This is a genomic window from uncultured Chryseobacterium sp., assembly GCF_936933875.1.
GTDB lineage: Bacteria > Bacteroidota > Bacteroidia > Flavobacteriales > Weeksellaceae > CAKZIK01.
Genome location: NZ_CAKZIK010000056.1, coordinates 1 through 21,438 on the forward strand (window position 1 = coordinate 1; position 21,438 = coordinate 21,438).

18 protein-coding genes and 1 pseudogene are annotated in these 21,438 nt (G+C 37.9%); 15 read left to right on the plus strand and 4 right to left on the minus strand.

Annotated elements, in window-relative coordinates:
* The 14 genes and pseudogenes from Q0252_RS08040 to Q0252_RS08105 form a co-directional block, all read left to right on the plus strand.
* Nucleotides 1-740: pseudogene (locus Q0252_RS08040) on the plus strand (coproporphyrinogen III oxidase); the annotation flags it as partial.
* A 70-nt stretch (nucleotides 741-810) separates the two neighbouring features.
* On the plus strand, nucleotides 811-1,062 hold the full coding sequence (locus Q0252_RS08045; protein ID WP_297985186.1) for a type II toxin-antitoxin system ParD family antitoxin: 252 nt from the start codon (nucleotides 811-813) through the stop codon (nucleotides 1,060-1,062).
* On the plus strand, nucleotides 1,055-1,354 hold the full coding sequence (locus tag Q0252_RS08050) for a type II toxin-antitoxin system RelE/ParE family toxin (RefSeq protein WP_297985188.1): 300 nt from the start codon (nucleotides 1,055-1,057) through the stop codon (nucleotides 1,352-1,354). Before Q0252_RS08045 ends, Q0252_RS08050 begins: the two co-directional genes overlap by 8 nt.
* 148 nt (nucleotides 1,355-1,502) lie before the next feature.
* Nucleotides 1,503-4,421, plus strand: a complete 2,919-nt coding sequence (gene secD / locus Q0252_RS08055; protein WP_297985189.1) for a protein translocase subunit SecD — start codon at nucleotides 1,503-1,505, stop codon at nucleotides 4,419-4,421.
* A 209-nt stretch (nucleotides 4,422-4,630) separates the two neighbouring features.
* Nucleotides 4,631-5,233 carry a bifunctional nuclease family protein gene (locus Q0252_RS08060; RefSeq protein ID WP_297985191.1) on the plus strand — a complete coding sequence of 201 codons (603 nt, stop codon included), beginning with the start codon at nucleotides 4,631-4,633 and terminating at the stop codon, nucleotides 5,231-5,233.
* Nucleotides 5,234-5,253: 20 nt separating this feature from the next.
* The gene (locus tag Q0252_RS08065) at nucleotides 5,254-6,576 is read left to right on the plus strand and encodes a nucleoside permease (RefSeq protein WP_297985193.1); all 1,323 of its coding nucleotides are present in this window, start codon (nucleotides 5,254-5,256) and stop codon (nucleotides 6,574-6,576) included.
* Between the two features lie 77 nt (nucleotides 6,577-6,653).
* Nucleotides 6,654-7,046: a hypothetical protein gene (locus tag Q0252_RS08070; protein WP_297985195.1), complete on the plus strand. Its 393-nt coding sequence runs from the start codon at nucleotides 6,654-6,656 to the stop codon at nucleotides 7,044-7,046.
* A gap of 19 nt (nucleotides 7,047-7,065) precedes the next feature.
* Nucleotides 7,066-8,247 (plus strand): acetyl-CoA C-acyltransferase, encoded by a 1,182-nt coding sequence (locus Q0252_RS08075; protein WP_297985197.1) that lies wholly within the window; start codon nucleotides 7,066-7,068, stop codon nucleotides 8,245-8,247.
* A 134-nt stretch (nucleotides 8,248-8,381) separates the two neighbouring features.
* Complete coding sequence (locus Q0252_RS08080) at nucleotides 8,382-9,866, plus strand: MFS transporter (protein ID WP_297985199.1); 1,485 nt, start codon at nucleotides 8,382-8,384, stop codon at nucleotides 9,864-9,866.
* Nucleotides 9,867-9,976: 110 nt separating this feature from the next.
* Nucleotides 9,977-10,903, plus strand: a complete 927-nt coding sequence (locus Q0252_RS08085) for a mevalonate kinase (RefSeq protein ID WP_297985200.1) — start codon at nucleotides 9,977-9,979, stop codon at nucleotides 10,901-10,903.
* Between the two features lie 63 nt (nucleotides 10,904-10,966).
* Entirely contained in the window at nucleotides 10,967-11,863 is an 897-nt protein-coding gene (locus Q0252_RS08090; RefSeq protein WP_297985202.1) for a UbiA family prenyltransferase, read from the plus strand.
* A gap of 40 nt (nucleotides 11,864-11,903) precedes the next feature.
* Complete coding sequence (locus Q0252_RS08095; RefSeq protein WP_297985203.1) at nucleotides 11,904-13,133, plus strand: TCR/Tet family MFS transporter; 1,230 nt, start codon at nucleotides 11,904-11,906, stop codon at nucleotides 13,131-13,133.
* 50 nt (nucleotides 13,134-13,183) lie between these two features.
* Entirely contained in the window at nucleotides 13,184-13,507 is a 324-nt protein-coding gene (locus tag Q0252_RS08100) for a twin-arginine translocase TatA/TatE family subunit (RefSeq protein ID WP_297985204.1), read from the plus strand.
* 3 nt (nucleotides 13,508-13,510) lie between these two features.
* The gene (locus tag Q0252_RS08105) at nucleotides 13,511-14,068 is read left to right on the plus strand and encodes a phosphatase PAP2 family protein (protein ID WP_297985205.1); all 558 of its coding nucleotides are present in this window, start codon (nucleotides 13,511-13,513) and stop codon (nucleotides 14,066-14,068) included.
* Between the two features lie 113 nt (nucleotides 14,069-14,181).
* Here the strand turns inward: Q0252_RS08105 and Q0252_RS08110 are convergent, their stop codons facing one another.
* Nucleotides 14,182-14,655, minus strand: coding sequence for a 23S rRNA (pseudouridine(1915)-N(3))-methyltransferase RlmH (locus Q0252_RS08110; RefSeq protein WP_297985206.1), 474 nt, complete (start codon nucleotides 14,653-14,655; stop codon nucleotides 14,182-14,184).
* Nucleotides 14,656-14,686: 31 nt separating this feature from the next.
* Between Q0252_RS08110 and Q0252_RS08115 the strand changes: the two genes are divergently transcribed.
* Nucleotides 14,687-15,688: a YihY/virulence factor BrkB family protein gene (locus tag Q0252_RS08115; RefSeq protein ID WP_297985208.1), complete on the plus strand. Its 1,002-nt coding sequence runs from the start codon at nucleotides 14,687-14,689 to the stop codon at nucleotides 15,686-15,688.
* A 3-nt stretch (nucleotides 15,689-15,691) separates the two neighbouring features.
* Here Q0252_RS08115 and nhaA read toward each other — a convergent pair whose 3' ends face one another.
* From nhaA to acs, 3 genes are all read right to left on the minus strand, one after another.
* Entirely contained in the window at nucleotides 15,692-16,879 is a 1,188-nt protein-coding gene (gene nhaA, locus Q0252_RS08120; RefSeq protein ID WP_297985209.1) for a Na+/H+ antiporter NhaA, read from the minus strand.
* Between the two features lie 9 nt (nucleotides 16,880-16,888).
* The gene (locus Q0252_RS08125) at nucleotides 16,889-19,093 is read right to left on the minus strand and encodes a RelA/SpoT family protein (RefSeq protein ID WP_297985211.1); all 2,205 of its coding nucleotides are present in this window, start codon (nucleotides 19,091-19,093) and stop codon (nucleotides 16,889-16,891) included.
* Between the two features lie 298 nt (nucleotides 19,094-19,391).
* Nucleotides 19,392-21,299, minus strand: coding sequence for an acetate--CoA ligase (gene acs, locus Q0252_RS08130; RefSeq protein ID WP_297985212.1), 1,908 nt, complete (start codon nucleotides 21,297-21,299; stop codon nucleotides 19,392-19,394).
* Nucleotides 21,300-21,438: the final 139 nt, after the last annotated feature.

Sequence of the window (21,438 nt, forward strand, 5' to 3'; positions counted from 1 at the left end):
AAACACTTGGGCCCAAAAATTCAAAACCAAACTGGGAAAAAATGGAAAATACCATCCGCAAAACGATGGAGCTGAAACCGGACAGACTGGCTTTTTATTCTTACGCTCATGTTCCATGGATTAAAGGAGTAGGACAGCGGGGTTTTGATGAAAACGATTTGCCAAGCGGGGAAGAAAAGCGTAAACTCTACGAAAACGGTAAAAAATTACTCGAAGATTTAGGCTACAAAGAAGTCGGAATGGACCATTTTTCTTTGGAACATGACGATTTGTATCAATCGATGCTGAACGGGAAAATTCACCGTAATTTCATGGGATACTCTTCCAGCAAAACACAGCTCATGATTGGGTTGGGAATGTCTGCGATTTCAGATTCGTGGTACGGATTTGCGCAGAATGAAAAAACGGTGGAAGATTACCAGAAAAGAGTAGAAGCGGGAGAAATTGCGGTTTTCAGAGGGCATATTTTGGACGAAGAAGATTTAATTATCAGAAAACATATCCTGAATTTAATGTGTAAGTTGGAAACTTCGTGGAACGTTCAGAATTTTGTTCCGGAACTGGAAAATTCTATTGAAAAACTGAAAGAAATGGAAGCCGACGGTTTGGTAGAAATTTCAGAAAATCAAATTAAAATCACCGAAAAAGGAAGACCTTTCACGAGAAACGTAGCGATGACTTTCGACCTGAGAATGCTTCGCAACAAACCTGAAACAAGAATTTTTTCGATGACGGTGTAATTTTTGGATTTAAAAACTTTGATAATTACCAAAAATTGGTAACTTTGATAAAAGGTTTAAATTAGAAAATATGGGACGCAATACATCCGTTTCTCTCGGTGATTATTTTGAAAACTTCGTTAATGCTCGTATTATTGAAGGCAGATACAAAAATGCGAGCGAAGTAATTCGTGCGGGTCTTCGACTATTGGAAGATGAAGAAAACAAAATTCTAGCGCTTCGAAAAGCTTTACAAGATGGTGTTGACAGTGGTTTTGTAAAAGATTTTAATCCTAAAAAACACTTAGAGCAAATAAAAGCCAAAAGATTAAAAAATGGGTAGCTATGTTCTGTCCAACAAGGCTGTAGAAGATCTTTCAGATATTTGGAATTATACTTTTGATGAATGGTCTGAAACGCAAGCAGATAAATATTATTTAGAACTTATTGCCGGATTTGAATTTTTAATTGAAAATCCCAATTTTGGAAAAAATTACGATAAGATTGATGAGAATATTTTTGGTTACTTAGTGAGTATGCACATCATCTTTTATCAAAAATTAAAAGCTGATAAAATTTTGATTATACGTATTCTTCACGCAAGTTCTGATTTGAAATTTAGAATTATGGAATAATTTGTCCAAAAATATGAAATGAAACCCGATTTTTCGTCGGGATTTTTTTGTTAAAGGATGTTAATAAAATCTTTTTGTAAAAATTCTTCATTCTATTGGAAATCATTATATTTGCCGACTATAATTTTAATGTTGTAAACTATTAACAATGCAAGGAAAAGGACTTATTACGTTGGTTGCAATCATTCTGGGACTTATCTGTCTTAATGAATTACTTCCAACTTGGTACTCAAGCAAAATTGAAAAACAGGCGACAGTAGCTGCAGGAAACGATCCTGTAAAATACAACAAGGAAATCGCTAGACTTTCCAAAGACACCCTAAACTTGGGTTTCACCAAGCTTTACTACTCTAAAGCAAAAGAAAAAGAGATGAAACTTGGTTTGGACTTGAAAGGCGGTATCAACGTACTTTTGGAAATCAACCAAAGAGATTTGGTAAACGATTTAACCAACTACTCAAGCAACCCAATTTTGATTGAAGCGCTAAACAGAACAGATGAAGCGCAGAAAAATTCAACAAAATCCTATATCGAAAACTTCTTTGAGCAGTTCGATATCGTTAACAAACAAAAAGGTACTAACCTGAAACTTGCAGACCCGGAAATCTTCGGGAACACGAAACTTACAGAAGTGAAATTCAATACTACTGACGATCAGGTTAAAAGCATCGTTAGAAGAAAAATCGACCAGTCTATCGGAACTGCTTTTGAAGTCATCAGAACGCGTATCGACAAAATGGGAGCAGTACAGCCCAACGTACAGAGAGTTCCTGGAACAGGAAGAATTTCTGTAGAAATGCCGGGAATTAAAGATATCGACAGAGTGAAGAAGATGCTTCAAACTTCTGCGAAACTTCAGTTCTGGGAAGTACAGCAGGTACCGGAAGTTTATCCGTACTTCGAACAGCTTCAGGCTTTGGTAGCTGCAAAAGGAGATTCTATGGGCGTTGCTAAAACAGCAAACTTTACGAAAATGCTGCAGGTAAACTCCTTAAGAGCAAACGGTGTTGCCAACGTAAAATTGTCTGATACTGCAGCTGTAAACAAAATCATCAACAGCAAAATTGCAATTGATGCAAGACCTACCAACATGAAATATACACAGTTCATGTGGGGTTATAAGCCGGAATCTACAGATGCTGAAAACTTGGTATTGTACGCGATTAGAGGTACTGTAAACCAAAAAGCTCCTGTTGATGGTGCTGTGGAAAAAGCAAACGTGAGCTACGATGAATTAGGAAGAATTGTTGTGGATATGCAGATGGATTCTGAAGGAGCAAGAGACTGGAGAACTTTAACAGCGAAAAACGTTAACAAACCGGTTGCCGTAACTTTGGATAACAGAGTTTATACAGCGCCAAACGTAGTCAACGAAATTCCAAACGGTAGAACACAGATTTCCGGAAACTTCTCGCAGGAAGAAGCGCAGGATTTGGTGAACGTTTTGGGAGCAGGTAAACTTCCTGCAGGTGCAAAAGTGGTTCAGGCGGATGTTGTTGGTCCTTCTTTGGGTCAGGAATCTATTCAGGCTGGGATGTATTCATTCCTTATCGCTTTTGCTTTAATTATTTGCTACATTATTTTCTATTATGGTGGAGCTGGTGTTTATGCGGTCATCGCCATGATCATCAACTTATTCTATATTTTCGGGATGATGGATTCCGGAGACTTTACCTTAACGCTTCCGGGTATTGCGGGTATCGTACTTTCAATGGCAATGGCGGTAGATACAAACGTAATTATTTATGAACGTACCAAGGAAGAATTATTTGCCGGTAAAGGAATTAAGCAGGCTTATGAAGACGGTTTCAAACATGCACTTTCTGCAATTATCGATGGTCACTTAACGACGATTCTTACCGCAGTGGTATTGTATATTTTCGGTACAGGTCCTATTAAAGGTTTCGCGGTAACTTTGATTATCGGTATCTTAATGACGTTCTTTACTTCAGTATTGCTTTCAAGAGTAATGATTTTCAGCAGACTGAACAAAGGAAAAGGACTTTCGGTTTGGACGCCGCCAACTAAAAATATGTTCAGAAATATCTGGATTGATTTTATTGGAAAAAGAAAATACGCTTACATCTTCTCTGGTATTCTTACAGCATTATGTTTGTTCTCTATCTTTACCAACAACTTTAAATATGGTATCGACTTTACTGGAGGTAGAAACTACGTTGTACGTTTCCAAAAGCCGGTGGATGCAAGTAAAATTGAAGAAAAACTAACTGCAGCTTTCAAAACTGCAGACAATAAAAACTCTTCTGTAGATGTAAAAACTTTTGGGAAAGACAACCAGTTGAAAATCTCTACAGATTACCTTATCGATGACGAATCTTTGGCAGCTGACCAAACGGTGGAAAGAAAATTGTTCGAGGGCATGAAATCAGACCTTCCTGCAAACATTACTTTAGAGCAATTTAAATCTTCAGATAATGCTCATGCCGGAATTGTTTCATCAACAAAAGTAGGTCCTTCAGTTGCAGATGATATTAAAACCGGAGGTACTTTCGCAGTTATTGCAGCTTTAGCAGGTATTTTCCTGTACATCTTACTACGATTCAGAAAATGGCAGTTCTCTTTAGGAGCGGTATTGGCTTTGTTCCACGATGCTATTATCATTTTGGGCGCATATTCATTCCTTCATAAGTACATGCCGTTCAACATGGAAATCAATCAGGATTTCATCGCGGCAATCCTTACCGTTTTGGGTTATTCTATTAATGATACTGTAATCGTATTCGACAGAATCCGTGAGTATTTAAGAGAGAAAAAATCTCTTACTTTGGCTGGATTGTTCGACGATTCTATCTCAAGTACGTTGGGAAGAACCTTCAACACATCATTCACAACCATCCTTGTCATTTTGGCCATCTTCATCTTCGGTGGAGAAAACCTTAGAGGATTTATGTTTGCATTGTTGTTGGGTATTGGTTTCGGTACCTATTCATCCATCTTTATCGCATCGGCAGTTGCTTATGATTTGCTGAAAGGTAAAGGGAAAGAAGAAACACCGCACGGTAAATCTACCACGAACAAAGAAGTTCCCGTAAAGGTTAAAAAATAAATACAGAATGTCCTTCGAAAGAGGGACATTTTTTTTTGATATTTTGGGCAGCTTTTTCCGTCTTCCGTTCCCGCTTTTTTTGTTCCATTTCATTTCACAAAAAAGAGCTCCACTTAAGCCGGGCTGCAAAGTGTTACTGCTAAGAAAAGAATAGCGAAAAAATCAAAAATTCAAATCACAGATAAAAAAAATAAAATTATATTTGTGATATGGATTATAAGAAACTTGTTATTCGCGGAATTTCCTACAGCCAAACACAATCTGGCGCCTATGCACTGCTTTTGGAGCATGAGGAAACCTCGGTAAAACTTCCTGTAGTAATCGGCAATTTTGAGGCGCAGTCCATTTCCTTGGGGTTGGAGAAAGACATTCATCCACCGCGTCCGCTCACACACGATTTGTTCAGCAAATTCGTTAAACTTGCCGGCTTCGAACTCACTTCAGTTATTATTTATCAAATTGTAGATGGTGTTTTCTTTTCGAACATCAATTTCCGTCATAAAGAAACAGGCGAAGAGCAGATTTTAGATGCCAGAACTTCCGATGCAGTTGCGATGGCTGTTCGTTTCGATGCACCCATTTATACTACACAACAGGTTCTTAACGATGCAGGAATTCTTCTGGATATTGAAGAAACCGGCAAAGAATCCGAAACGCAGGATCTCGAAGCAGAAGCAGATTCCGGAGATTTAAGCAGTTTAACGATGGAAGAACTTCAGAAATTGCTCGAAGAATCGGTAAAAGAAGAAGACTACGATACTGCGATGGAGCTTCAGGAAGAAATCAAACGCAGAAAAAAGAAAATCGATTAATAAATATTTTTTAAACTATAATGAATTTAAAACTACGACTTACCATAATCAGTTTTTTGCAGTTTTTTGTCTGGGGCGCGTGGCTTACCACACTCGGAACTTATGGTTTTTCTTATAAGCAATGGAGCGGAGCCGAGTTTGGAGCAGTATTTTCAACATTGGGGATTGCATCTGTGTTCATGCCTGCTTTGATGGGAATTATCGCTGATAAATGGATCAATGCCGAGAAACTCTACGGAATGCTTCATATTCTCTACGGAATTACGCTCTTCCTATTAGCAAAAACCGATGATCCAACTTCCTTTTTCTGGATTTTATTGGTAGGAATGTGTTTTTACATGCCTACTTTATCGCTATCAAACTCTATTTCGTACAAATTACTGAAGGATAGCCATTACGATGTCGTAAAAGTTTTCCCTCCAATTAGAGTTTGGGGAACCATCGGATTTATCGTAGCAATGTGGTGCACCAATATTTTCAGTGATGAGCAATCATTCTCCCAAACAGGTATTAAAATGGGCGAAATGTTAGCAGGAATTTTCTCGAATTCGCTTAATGCAAATCAGTTTTATATTGCTGGGTTTGTTGCAATTTTCTTAGGGATTTTTGCAATGTTCTTGCCGAAATGTCCACCTCCAAAACTCATCGCTCATGATGCTACATGGTCCGAAAAATTAGGATTAGACGCTTTCAAATTATTTGGTCAGAAAAAAATGGCGTTGTTCTTTGTATTTTCAATGTTTTTGGGTGCTGCATTACAGTTAACCAACATGTATGGTGATACCTTCTTAAAAGATTTTGGCGCAGTTGAAGCTTACAAAAATTCAGCGGTAGTGCAATATTCTACCATGATTATTTCTATTTCTCAAATTTCAGAAACGCTTTTCATTTTGGCAATTCCTTTCTTCCTTAATAAATTTGGAATTAAAAAAGTGATGCTTATCAGTATGGGAGCTTGGGTTTTGCGCTTCGGTTTCTTTTCACTGGGAGCACCGGAAGGTTTCGGGCTTGTCCTTATTATTCTTTCGAATATTATTTATGGAATGGCTTTCGATTTCTTTAATATTTCAGGATCATTATTCGTAGAAAGTACCACTGATAGCAAAATTCGTTCATCAGCACAAGGTTTATTCATGATGATGACCAATGGTTTCGGAGCCATTTTAGGCAGCTCGGTAAGTGGTTGGCTCATTTCTACCTTCTTCACCAATCCGGATGGTGCCAAGATGTGGCATGAGATATGGTTCGTTTTCGCCATTTACGCACTGATCATTGCAATCGCTTTTGCAATTTTGTTCAAGCACAAGCATAATCCGGCGGTTGTGGCAGAGCTCAAACATTAACCAATCCCTTTAAAATAAAATCAAAACACACTTTTTCGGAAGTGTGTTTTTTTTTGTATTTTGGCGAAAGTAAAGCAATGAAATATATTCAGTTCATCGGATTATTATTGGTGGTTATCGGGAGTTTTCTTCCGCTTGTTCACGTTCCCGTTCTTGGCCATTGGAATTATTGGCAAACCGACCACAGTTTAGCGATTATTTGCTGGTTATTTTGTCTTGTAGGTCTTCTTGGGATTGTACTCAATAAAAAAGTGGCAGTTCAGGTAGTATCAGTTTTTCTACTGATTCTTTTTGTCTTTACGCTTATTGCAGTAAGATTTCAGTCGATCGATTTTTTCAGTTTTCTTCCGTTCAAATCCTGGCAAAATATTGCTGCAGGTACCGTAAAGCTGAAAGCAGGTTGGTTACTGTTATTTTCCGGAGCATTATTAATGCTTTTTGCAGGAAAATTTAATTCAAACAAAAATTAAGTATTTATATAAAAATAAAATGAAAGAAGTATTTATAGTTTCCGCGGCTAGAACACCGATGGGAAGTTTTATGGGAAGTTTATCAACAGTTCCTGCTCCAAAATTGGGAGCTGCAGCAGTAAAAGGCGCTTTGAGCAAAATAAACCTGGACCCAAAACTTGTACAGGAAATCTACATGGGAAATGTTTTGCAGGCAGGAGAAGGACAGGCTCCAACGCGTCAGGTTGCGCTTGATGCAGGACTTTCCAATACAGTTCCGGCAACAACCATTAATAAAGTTTGTGCATCGGGAATGAAAGCGGTAACAATTGCTGCTCAAGCGATTAAAGCCGGAGACCAGGATATTATTGTTGCAGGTGGAATGGAAAATATGTCGTTGGTTCCGCATTATTACAACGCAAGAAATGCAACAAAATTAGGTGATGTAAAAATGCAGGACGGAATGATGCTCGATGGTTTAACAGACGTTTACAACAAAGTTCACATGGGAGTTTTTGCTGAAAAATGCGCGCTGGACAATAACGTTACAAGAGAAGAGCAGGATAATTTCGCTGTACAGTCTTACCAACGTTCTGCGAAAGCTTGGGAAGCAGGAAAATTCACAGAAGAAGTTGTCCCTGTAGAAATTCCTCAAAGAAAAGGAGAGCCTGTAATTTTCAGTGAAGATGAAGAGTACAAAGCTGTTAACTTCGACAGAATCGGGACTTTACCAACAGTTTTCCAAAAAGAAAACGGAACCGTAACTGCTGCAAACGCATCTACTTTAAATGACGGAGCTTCAGCTTTGGTTTTGATGTCGAAAGAAAAAATGGAAGAATTAGGTTTGAAGCCTTTGGCAAGAATTATTTCTTATGCAGACGCCGCTCACGAACCGGAAAACTTTACAACAGCGCCTTCAAAAGCACTTCCAATCGCTTTGAAAAAGGCAGGCTTGGAAATTTCTGATATCGACTTTTTTGAATTGAACGAAGCGTTTGCAGTTGTAGGTTTGGCGAACAATAAAATTTTAGGCTTAGATGCTGAAAAAGTGAACGTTAACGGTGGTGCAGTTTCTTTGGGACATCCTCTTGGAAGTTCAGGTTCAAGAATTATTGTTACATTAATTAACGTTTTGAAACAGAACAACGGAAAATACGGAGCTGCAGCAATTTGTAACGGTGGAGGCGGAGCTTCTGCAATCGTTATCGAAAATATGCAGTAAGCCAACGCAAGTATTGCCATTCTGAACGAAGCATAGCGAAGTGAATAATCTAATTAATAAACCATTAAGAATTGAAGTTTTTTTACCGATTTCTTAATGGTTTTTTTATTTTTGTCTAAATAATTTTAAAACTAATGCAGGAAAACGAAAATCTTCACCCGCAGATTCAGAAAAATGACCCGAAAATCACTAAAGCTTGGGCATTTTACGATTGGGCGAACTCTGTATATTCTTTGGTAATAACCTCCACGATTTTTCCGATTTATTATACGATTCTTACCACAAAATTCAACAAAAAGGAGTTTGTAGCAGTCGCGAACGAATATCAGGAAGTTCCTGTACGTCACATGATTAAAATTTTTGGTGAAACGTACGAACCGGATGCGGTTCTGAGTTTTTCCTACGCGATTTCGTTTTTTCTCGTGGTTTTGCTTTCTCCTTTTCTCTCATCTTTAGCGGATACCATTGGAAATAAGAAATCTTTCCTGCAGTTTTTCTGTTATTTGGGAGCAACTTCGTGTATGGGCTTAGCGATGTTTACGGGGATGAACAATGTTTTCCTAGGTCTTCTGTTCAGCATTACAGCGAGTGTTGGTTTCTGGGGAAGTTTGGTGTTTTACAATTCATTTTTGCCGGATATTGCAACACCGGATAAACACGATGCGCTTTCCGCGAAAGGTTATATTTACGGATACATCGGTTCTGTGGTACTTTTAATCCTCTGTTTGTTCATCATTCAGGGCATTACAACCGATCCGAAAATGCAAAATATCCTCATCAGAATTACCTTTCTTTTAACCGGAGCTTGGTGGTTTGGATTTTCACAATACACCTTTAAACATTTGCCTCAGTTCGGGAATGTGAAAGACGAATTGCCAAAAGATTTAGTACTTCTGAACTATAAGAATATTTTTAAAAGACATGAAGAGCAGGGTGGTTTTTGGGAAGTTTTAAAAGACAATATCAGTTTCTACATTGATGTGGCTAAAGAAAGTTTTCGGGAACTGTTTAAGGTTGGAAATCAGCTTTTTGGGAACCGTAACCTGAAGTTTTTCTTATCGAGTTTCTTCTTTTACAGCGTCGGAATGCAGACAATTTTCCTGATGGCTACACCTTTCGGAAGTAACGAAGTTTTCCCAAAATCGGACGAGAAATACAAACTCATCATCACCATCTTAGTTATTCAGGTCATCGCAATTTTTGGTGCGTGGTTGTTTTCATCACTATCAAAAAGTATCGGCAATAAAAATGTCATTACCATCGCCGTTGTGATTTGGGTCATCTGTTGTCTGTCGGCATTTTCCATGAACCGAGAAAATCCAAATATTCAGATGCAGTTTTATGGATTGGCTGCTTTAATCGGTTTGGTAATGGGCGGTTTACAGGCGATGTCGCGTTCCACCTACTCTAAATTATTGCCCGAAAATTCTCAGGATACAACGACTTATTTCAGTTTCTACGACGTATTGGAAAAACTGGCGATTATTTGCGGAATGTTGATTTTTTCTGTGATGATTCAGAAATTTGGAAATATGCAGTACGCCTTCATCGCGATGTCCGGATTCTTTATTTTAGGGGCTATTTTGATTAGATTTGTTCAGGTAAGAATGAATAAATAAAATTTAAAGATTCCTAAAAAATTGGCTTACATTTTGCTGAAAGTTAAAAGCGGGTTTGGAATTGAAAAATTTCGTAACTTTGCAACTGAAAATCAACGGATTAATAAACTATGACCAATCCCTTATTTTACGCTAAAATCCTTTTGTTCGGTGAATACGGAATTATTGAAGATTCACAGGGACTTACGCTTCCTTACAGTTTCTATAAAGGAACGCTGAAGTTTTCGGATTTGAGTTCTGATTTCGAGAAAAAATCAAATCAACATCTGAAAAAATATGCGGATTATCTTGCGAATCTTGAATTACCGGAAAATTTCAGACTGAATGTTGACGAATTTTTAAAGGAAATTGAAGGCGGATTGTTCTTCGATTCCAATATTCCTCAAGGTTATGGCGTTGGAAGTTCCGGTGCTTTGGTTGCTGCGATTTTCGAACGTTATTCCGTTGTAAAAAGGTCTCCGGACAATATTAGCAAAGATGAACTGAAAGACTTGAAAAAAGTTTTCGGTTTGCTTGAAAGCTATTTCCACGGGAAAAGTTCAGGAATTGACCCTTTGATTTGCTACATGAATCTTCCGATTCTCATCGAAAATAAAGAAAACGTTGATAAAGTTGCTATCCCGAAAGAAGAACAGGGAAAAGGAGCCATTTTCTTGATTGACTCCGGAATTGTGGGCGAAACCGGACCAATGGTTCAGATTTTCTTCGAGAAAATGAAAACCGAAGGTTTCCGCAAAACTTTGAAGGAAGAGTTTATCCGTTACAACAACGCATGTATCGATGCTTTCTTGAAAAAAGATATGAATCCGTTCTTCAGAAACCTTAAAAAATTGTCGGTTTGGGCTTATGAACATTTCCGTCCGATGATTCCCGAAAGTATTTACAACGCTTGGAAAAACGGAATCGACAGCAATGCATACTATCTGAAACTTTGCGGCAGCGGAGGTGGAGGTTATATTTTAGGCTTCACGAAGGATTACGCGAAGGCAGAAAAAATGCTGGACGGTTTCCACAAAGAGGTCATCTACAGATTCTAAAAAATGGTAAGGTCGCACGAAAATTGAGCTCAACTTTACGCTTTGTGAACGGCTTTACACTTTATGAAAGAACAAAACCCTATACTTTATCGGATTTCGCAGTTTGTGAGCTTGCTTTTGGGAGCCCGAATTTTTGTGTTGATGTTCTTCGTTTTCACACTGTATGTTTCTACGTTTTTCCTTTTTAATCAGGAAGAAAGTTTAAGGAAATTTGTTTTTGATTTTAAAGTTCACGGTATTATTTTTTGCGCGGTTTTAAGCATTGCTGCAGGTGGAATTATCAATCAGTTTTATGATTTGGAAAAGGACAGATTACAGAAACCTTTCCGTACAAAATTACAAAGTTTTCTGAAGCAGAAATATTTTCTCTATTCTTATATCGCATTGAATATCATTTCTTTAGGAGTAGCTTATTTGCTTTCGCCAAGAATTTTTATTTTCTTTTTGATTTATCAGTTTTTGATGTGGTTTTACAGTCATAAAATCAGTAAAGTATTGTTTTTCAATAATTTAACTTATGTTTCATTAACGCTTTATCCATTTTTTGGGATGTTGGTATATTATCAGCATTTTTCGATGAAGTTATTTTTGATGGCTGCTTTTCTGTTTTTAATTTTGTTGATTATCGACCAAATCAAAGATATTTTGACGATGCGTCCCGATAAAATTTTTAATTATCAAACGGCTCCAAATGTTTTAGGACTAAAACCTGCAACCATCATCATCAGTTTATTATTGATTTTGAATGCCATTGTTTCGTGCTTAATTGTGGCGAAAGTTCAGCATTTTAATTATTTGGTGATTTACTTTTCAATATCAGCTTTTGTGTTGATTTTGTGTTTGTTACCGATATTTTATTTCAAACTGAAGAAAATGTTTTGGCTCATGAATCTGCTCAGAATATGGGTTTTCATTGGCGTTATTTTTATGTTGTTGAACGGTATTTTCGAAAAATTTTAAAAATCTGTTTCTGTAAAAGCATTACTTTTGCGGTTGTCTTATGAAAAAAAATCAGAAATCGGCTGCGATTGGATTCATCTTCGTTACTCTGCTCATCGATATTACAGGGTGGGGAATTGTGATTCCCGTAGTTCCGAAACTGATTCAGGAGCTCATACATAACCCGGATTTAAGTGTTGCTTCGCAATATGGAGGTTGGCTGAGTTTCGTTTATGCGGCAATGCAGTTTATTTTCGCTTCTGTTTTGGGTGGTTTGAGCGATAAATACGGAAGAAGGCCGATTATTTTGTTTTCTCTTTTAGGATTTTCCATTAATTTCTTTATTCAGGCAATTGCACCAAGTATTTTCTGGCTTTTTGTTGGTAGAATTTTTTCGGGAGTTACCGGCGCAAGTATTACGGCTGCCAGTGCTTATATCGCAGATATTTCCACAGATGAAGACCGCGCGAAAAATTTTGGAATGATTGGTGCGGCTTTCGGTTTGGGATTTATTATTGGCCCTGTAATTGGTGGTGTTTTAGGACATTACGGAGCTAGAGTTCCTTTTTATGCAGCCTCAATTTTATGTTTGATAAATTTTCTTTACGGATTGTTTATTCTCCCGGAATCTTTGGATAAAGACCATCGCAGAGCCTACAATTGGAAAAGGGCAAATCCGGTGGGTTCCTTGCTGCAACTCAAGAAATATCCCCAAATTTTAGGATTAATTTTAGCCTTGATTTTCGTTTACATTGCAGGTCACGCTGTACAAACCAACTGGACGTTCTTCACCATGTACAAATTCAAATGGACGGAAGCTTTGGTGGGAATTTCGTTGGGAGTTTCGGGATTTATGGCAGCTTTGGTTCAGGGTTATCTGATTCGTTTTATTCAACCGAGAATAGGGAATGAGAAGAGTATTTTTTATGGACTTTTGCTGTATGCTTTCGGAATGGTGTTATTTGCATTCGCGAACCAAAGCTGGATGATGTTTGCGTTTCTGATTCCTTACGGTTTGGGTGGAATTGCAGGACCGGCTTTACAGTCGGTAATTTCTGCAGAAGTTCCGAAAAACGAACAGGGCGAATTACAGGGTGCTTTGGCGAGTTTGGTAAGTTTAACTTCAATCGTTGGACCTCCTGTTATGACGAATATTTTCTATTATTTTACGCACGATAAAGCGCCTTTTATTTTCCCGGGAGCGCCATTCTTTCTTGGATTTTTGCTAATGGCCATCAGTGCTTTGATTGTATATTTTGTCTTCGATAACAAAAAACATAAGAAGCTTTAAAATTTCTTAAAATTCAGCGCTATCTCTATAAACTTTTGTAATATTGCACCATGGAATTAAGCATAGGAGAAATGTTGATGATTGCTTTGGCAATCGTAGTTCTTTTCGGACCGGACAAACTGCCGCAAATCGCCAGAGATTTGGGTTCGGGTGTTCGTAAAATGCGTGGCGCAATGGAAGATGTAAAAACGGAAATCCTGAAGGAAACTGACAATCCTGTCTCCGAAATCAAGCGCGAAATAGAGAAAGTAAAGGACGCCGCAAAAGATTTCAATCCGGTAAATAGTTTGAAAGACGACATTCTTAACGCACCGGAAAAACCAAAGGTAAACCTTGCAGACAACGACGATTACGAGGGACCTGTAAGTCGCTAAACGATGTACGAAATCATTCAGGAAGATAAGGAAGCGCTGATTTACCTCAATACTTTGGGGAGCAAACCTTTCGACCAGTTCTGGGTAATGATTTCGGGAACCTGGGTTTGGGTGCCGCTTTACATCATTCTTGTATATCTTCTTTACAAAAATTTTAAGCTGAAAAGCTTCATTTTTATTCTGATATTTATTGCACTTGGCGTAACAGTTTCAGACCAATTAGCCGGAATTTTCAAAGTTGGAGTAGCGAGATTAAGACCGTGTCATGACTCGTCTTTAGAAGGTTTAGTGCGGGAAGTAAAATGCGGCGGGCAGTTTGGTTTTTATTCGAGTCACGCTTCCAATACATTTTTTCTGGCTTCTTTTCTCACTTTTTTGTTCAAATCTAAATACAGAATTTTGCCTTTTGCATTATTTTTCTGGGCTACAATTGTTGCCTACAGCAGAATTTATCTTGGTGTACATTTCCCAATGGATGTTTTAATGGGCGCTGCAATGGGATTTTTGCTGGGCGGATTGTTCTCAAATTTGGCGAAGAAAGCCATTTCGAAACTAGCTTAATCTCGCACAATTTTTTCTTGTAAATGTTTTTCTCGCAGATTGGGCAGATTACGAAGATTTTTTCAAACTTTTAAAATTGACAATTGACTATTCACAATTCACATTTCATAATCTCAATCATTATGATACGGTTTTCCCTGTAAAATTTGGTCTGCTCTGTAGATTTGTTCTACAAAAAATAAACGAATCATTTGGTGCGTGAAAGTCATTTTGGAAAGCGACAATTTTTCGTTTGCACGGTTATAAATTTCTTCTGCAAAGCCATAAGCGCCGCCAATAAAGAACGAAACTTTTTTCACCGAAGAATTCTGCCAATGATCAATTTTTCCGGCAAATTCCCGACTGGTGAACTGTTTTCCTTTTTCATCAAGAAGAACTACCACGTCTGAATTTTCGGTAATATTAAAAAGTAACTTTGCTTCTTCCTTTTTCAGTAAATCGGGAGAAAGATTTTTGGAGTTTTTCACATCGGGGATTTCAATAATGTCAAAATTCCAGTGTTTGGGAAGCCTCATGAAGTAATATTTAATCAGGCTTTGGATTTCTTTGTCATCCGTTTTTCCGATACATACCAAATTAATCCGCATTTCCTTATATTTGTTGTGCAAAGATAGATTAATGGCTATAAAAACCCCAAAGTTCATTCTTAAAATTCACGAATTTCTGGATGAGATTCATATTCCGTTCTTGGGAATTTCTCTGTGGAAGATGTTCGAAATTTATGGACAGGGTGTTTTTAAAATGCAGATTGGGAGAATGGCGGCGAGTATTTCGTGGAGTTTCTTCCTGAGTCTTTTCCCGTTTATCCTTTTCTTACTGTCCTTATTACCTTATCTTCCGCATTACGACAAGCTTCAGTTTTATATTTTTGAAGTTTTAATGGGCAATATTTTTCCGTCACACATTCAGAAGGATATTACAACGTATATTCAGAAATTCATCATTCCGAATATGAAGAACATCAGCAACATTACGATTGTTTTTGCTTTGGTGTTTGCTACTAATGGAACGCACTCTCTCATCAATGGTTTTAATTTAAATACAGATTTGAAACGTGGAGTAGTAAAGGAATATTTGGTTTCTTTTGTCATTACGATTGCCTTTATTGTATTGATTATCGCCTCACTTTTAGGTGTTTATTACAGCGAAGTCGTGCTGAAACTTTTTACACCGGAAATGAATATTTCCTGGTTTGTGGAGAACTTGACGAAGATTATCAGTTTCATTTCTTTTCCACTCTTTTATTTTATTCTTCTTTCTCTTTTTTATTGGGTTGGTTGTCTTAAAATTACGACGTGGAAACAAGCTGTTCCGGGTGCGGTTTTCACTACCTTTTTGTTTATTTTGCTGACTTATATTTTCGCGATATACGTGAGAGATTTCGCCCGTTACAATGTGCTCTACGGTTCCATTGGTTCCATTATTTTGGTGATGGTTTGGGTGAATGTGAATATTATTTTGATTCTCCTCGGAAACGAGCTTAATATCGCCATCAAGAAAGTTCGTGTTGAAAAAATGATTGCCGACGAAATGAAAGCAAATACACAAAATTTCGACCCTGAAATTCTTCCTGATTTAGAAGAACCTGATGAAACGCATACGGTTGTTGTTGAAAAATAATTTCTAGTTTTCCCTCACATCGGAAACTTTCAATTTCTTTTTTCCAACATATTTCAAAAACGAATATCCTCCAAATCCTGAGATTACAGAAGCTACCAAAATGGCAAACTTCGCTTCGTCCTGAATTTCTGCATGTCCTTTAAAGGAAAGCAAAGCGATGAAAATTGACATTGTAAATCCAATTCCGGCAAGCAAACCCGCTCCCAACATGTGAGACCATCGGCTTTTATGCGGCAGTTCGCTGATTTTAAGTTGAATAGCAAGCCAGGAAAACAGATTAATTCCCACAATTTTTCCAATAACCAGTCCTAAGACAATTCCGTATCCGAAATTCGTAAATAAACCATCAACCATTCCCGGATGAAGCGTAATATTGGTGTTTGCTAAAGCAAAAATCGGCATAATGAGAAAATTGACAGGGAAATGCAGTTTCTCTTCTAACTTTTCGAGTGGAGATATTTCGCTTGTAGAAACATTGGTTGGAACGGTAAAAGCGAGTAAAACACCTGCAATTGTCGCATGAATGCCGGAATGATGCATAAAATACCACAAAAATAATCCCGGAACGAGATAGAAAATATGTTTTTTAACTTCAAGAAAATTCAAAACAATCAAAAGCGCCATTACAATCGCGCTGTACGCCAAATAATCCCAATGAAGTTGGTCTGTATAGAAAATTGCAATAACAACAATGGCTCCCAAATCATCAACAATCGCCAAAGCTGCAAGGAAAATTTTTACAGCTGCTGGAACTCTTTTTCCGAGCATTGAAATAATTGCTAAAGAGAATGCAATATCGGTCGCCATCGGAATTCCCCAACCGTTTGCATATTCTGTTCCTTTATTAAAAAAAGCGAAAATTAAAGCCGGAACCAACATACCACCGATTGCGGCAAAGATAGGAAGCGAAGCGCTTTTAAAGGTTGAAAGTTCGCCTTCAACCAATTCACGTTTAATTTCAAGACCTACCAATAAAAAGAAAATGGCCATTAAACCATCATTAATCCAAATGCTTATCGGGTAATTAAGATGAAAAATTTCGGTTCCTACTTTTTTATCCAAAAAATTTTGAAAAACTTCGGAAAGGGAAGAGTTGGCAATCATCAAAGAAATGATGACGCAAATAATGAGTAAAATACCTGAAGATTGGCTGCTATGGAAAAATTTTCTAAAATATTGTGTTAAAGTCATGTTTATTTTTTAAAGTCGTTTTACTTTCGAGACCCCATTAATATTGGTTAATTGTTTGAAAGTTTCTTCAAGTTGGTTCCTGTTTTTTACTTCAAGATTGATGGTTCCTGTAAAAATTCCGTCGTTGGAAGCAATCGTCATGCTCTTCATATCAATAATCATGGAATTACTAATGACCTGTGTAATATCGTTAATCATACCCATTCTGTCAAGACCTTCGATTTCGATTTTCACACGGTTTTTGAAGCTTTCTTCATTCACCCATTTTGCAGGCATTACACGGTAATCGTACTGAGCTCGGAGGTTTATAGCGTTCGGACAGTTGTCGTTATGAACTTTAATTCCGTCTGAAATAGTGATGAACCCAAAAATTTTATCGCCCGGAATTACAGTGCAGCATTTTGCATAACTGTAATTCAGTTTTTCTTCATCTTTTCCAAAAACAATCATATCCAGATTGGTTTCCGGATGTTCAACATACACTTCGTTTTTCACCGGAGATTTTCGGAAACGGTTTAGGATATTGTTGAAGACACTTTTACTTTCAATATACTTCCTTAAATCGGCCGTATCAATTTCTCCCGACTGGAATTTGAGGAACAGTTCCTGCGAAGTTTTCAGACCAAAATATTTCTGAAGTTTATTGATTTCATCGTCGTTGAAATTAAGTTTGGCGTGGCGCAGCTTCCTTTGAAGAAGTTCTTTTCCCTGATCAACCAAATCGCTTTTCTGCGAATTCAGGAAGTTTTTAATTTTTGATTTTGCTTTGGAAGTAACGACAAAATCAAGCCAGTCCGCTTTCGGTTTTTGATTCTGAGAAGATAAAATATCAACCTGATCACCATTCTGTAATTTGTACGAAATAGGAACCAATTTTCCATTGATTTTCGCCCCAAGACATTTCATCCCCAAATCGGAATGCACTGCAAAAGCGAAATCCAAAGCGGTAGAATCAGAAGGTAAAATTTTAATTTCTCCTTTTGGTGTAAATACAAAAACTTCTTTGGAATACAAATTCAGTTTAATATTGTCCAAAAGTTCTGTGGTAGAAAGGTTTTGCTGCTGTTCCAAAACCTCGCGGATTTCAGTTACCCAGCTTTCAAAATTACGGTCGTCCGAATTCTGCCGAAAACCTTCTTTGTATTTGTAATGTGCTGCAACACCTTTTTCAGCAATATCATCCATTCTCTCAGAACGAATTTGCACTTCAATCCATTTTTTATCAGGACCAAGAACGGTTAAGTGCAGCGATTCATAACCTGTAGAACGTGGTTGTGTAATCCAGTCGCGCATTCTTAATGGATTACTGTGATAAAGGTCTGTAACAATAGAATAAATCTTCCAGGCCAGGAATTTTTCGTTCTTTGGATCAGATTTGTAGATAATTCGGATGGCGTAATTATCGAAGACTTCTTCGAAAGTAACGCCCTGTTTTTTCATCTTTCTGTAGATGGAAGAAATGGCTTTTGCACGTCCTTTAATAGAAAAATTGAGACCTTCCTCCTGAAGCTGCTCAGAAACCTCTTTGGTAAACTCCTCAACATATTTTTCGCGGCTTTCTTTGGCGAGTTCTAATTTCTCGGTAATCTCGCCGTAAATTTCAGGTTCGTGATATTTTAAAGATAAATCTTCAAGCTCGGATTTGATGTTGTACAAACCCAATCTGTGCGCTAAAGGAGCATAGATGTAAGATGTTTCTGAAGCGATTTTTTTCTGCTTATCCGGAGCCATGCTTTCCAGCGTTCGCATATTGTGAAGACGGTCGGCAATTTTAATCAAAATTACCCTGAAATCTTCTGAAAGTGTCAGCAAAAGTTTACGGTAATTTTCACTCTGGATGGAGATATTCTGATGATTCATCACCGAAATTTTCGTCAGTCCATTAACGATTCCGGCAATTTTATCTCCAAAAATTTTAGAAAGGTCTTCGTAAGTATATTCCGAATCTTCGATAACGTCGTGCAGCAAAGCACAGGCAATGGAAGTGGCTCCCAAACCAATTTCGTTGGCCACAATTTTCGCTACTTCAATCGGATGATAAATATAAGGCTCACCCGATTTTCTGCGCTGGTCTTTGTGCGCGTCCAAAGCAATATCAAACGCTTTACGGATCAGCTTGTTCTGATCTTCGTCGAGCGTTCGGTAAGTATTGGAAATCAAGTCTTTGTAGCGCGCGAGAATTTCTTTGTTCTCCTGTTCTAAATCGTAAACCATCTGTGTAAGCTCATTGTAACTACGAATTTACGAAAAATACTTTAAAATCTATTTTGGTTATCGGGCTCGCTACGGTTACTACGCAAAAGATCCGGATCTCTAGAACGGTGCGTTCTGTTGGGATAAATTAATGCTATTGTTTGTTGTGGAATTGTTGCTTAGATTAATCCACTGGACATTACCTTACGCTTTTGTTTGTTCTGTATTGGTATCCAATAAGCATCTACCGTTAATTTTTGGCGCAGTTTCGCCATTCTTTCACACTTCTTCAGGGCAATTGTACATGTTTTGTTACTGATCAAATTTTATTATCCTTAATCTCATCCACAATTTCCGGATTCAAAAGGGTAGAAGTATCCCCAAAATTAGAAAAATCCCCTTCCGCAATTTTTCTTAAAATCCTTCGCATGATTTTTCCTGAACGTGTTTTGGGTAGTCCCGAAACAAATTGAATTTTATCGAGTTTCGCAATAGGGCCAATAGAGTCGGAAATCAGCATGTTGATTTCTTTTTTCAAATTTTCGCGGTCACGACTTTCACCGGAATCTTTCAAAATTACATATCCGTAAAGCGCATTTCCTTTGATATCATGAGGATAACCAACAATCGCAGATTCCGCAACGGCTGGGTGCAGGTTAATGCTGTCTTCAATTGGCGCTGTTCCCAGATTATGCCCGGAAACGATAATCACGTCGTCAACTCTTCCGGTGATTCGATAATAACCGGTTTCGTCTCTTAGAGCACCATCTCCGGTGAAATATTTCCCTGGAAATGCAGTAAAGTAGGTATCTTTATATCGTTGATGATCGCCCCAAATGGTGCGTGCAATTCCCGGCCAAGGGAAACGGATGCAAAGATTTCCATCCACCTGATTTCCAGTAATTTCATTGCGTTTATCATCCATCAAAACGGGCTGAATTCCTGGTAAAGGAAGTGTCGCGTAAGTTGGTTTTGTAGGCGTTACAAAAGGAATTGGCGAAATCATAATGCCACCCGTTTCGGTTTGCCACCACGTATCTACTATCGGACATTTTTTCTTTCCCACATGGTCATTATACCAATGCCAAGCTTCATCGTTGATGGGTTCGCCAACAGATCCTATGACTCTTAAACTTGATAAATCATGTTTTTCAACCCATTCGGAGGATTCTTTTGCCAAGGACCGAATTGCGGTAGGAGCGGTATAGAATTGGGTAACTTTATGCTTTTCAATAACTTGCCAAAAACGGTCTGGCTCCGGATAAGTAGGAACCCCTTCAAAGATAACGGTGGTCGCTCCGTTGGCAAGCGGGCCATACAAAATATACGAATGTCCGGTAATCCAACCGATATCTGCCGTACACCAATAAATATCGTTTTCTTTATAGTTGAATACATTTTTGAAAGTATAAGCCGTGTAAACCATGTATCCGGCAGTGGTGTGGAGCATTCCTTTTGGTTTTCCTGTGGAGCCAGAGGTATAAAGAATAAACAATGGATCTTCAGCATCCATGATTACTGAAATAAAGTCTGCAGGCGCTTTTTCGTATAAAGGTTCCAGCCAGAAATCTCTGCCTTCTTTCATTTTTACTTCGCTGCCTGTTCTTTTTACCACCAAAACTTTCTCTACTGATGGACATTTTTCTATCGCTTCATCGATGATTCCCTTAAGATCGATGGCTTTATTGGCACGATAGCTTCCATCCGAACAAATCACCAGTTTTGCACCGCAATCATTAACTCTTGATGCAACTGCAGCTGCGGAAAATCCTGCGAAAATCACGGAATGTACGGCACCCAATCTTGCACAAGCCAACATGGTTACAGCCAGTTCCGGAATCATCGGAAGGTAGATGCACACGCGGTCGCCTTTTTCGATTCCCATGTCACGTAATACATTTGCCATTTTGCAAACCCTGTCGCGTAATTCATTATAGGAAATATGTTGTGCTTCTTCATTTGGATTATTCGGCTCCCAAATTATCGCGGTTTTTTCGCCACGAATGTTCAGGTGTCGGTCGATACAGTTTTTGGTGATGTTCAGTTTGGCATTTTTAAACCACTTTATTTTAGCGTCTTCCATATCAAAATCCACCACTTTTGTCCAGCGTTGATACCAAACAAAACCTTCATCTGCAATCTTATCCCAGAATTTTTTCGGGTTTTTTATTGATTTTTTATACTGCTTGAAATAATCAGGTAAATCGTCAATATATAAGTTTTTCATATCATATTTTTCATTAAAATTAAGCAAATTTTTTTAATCTTTGCTTTAAGATTGGTTACTGTTTAATAAAAATTACTCTTGCATAATAAGAAAATTTGTATATCTTTGCATCCAATGGAAACATTGAAAAACACTTTTC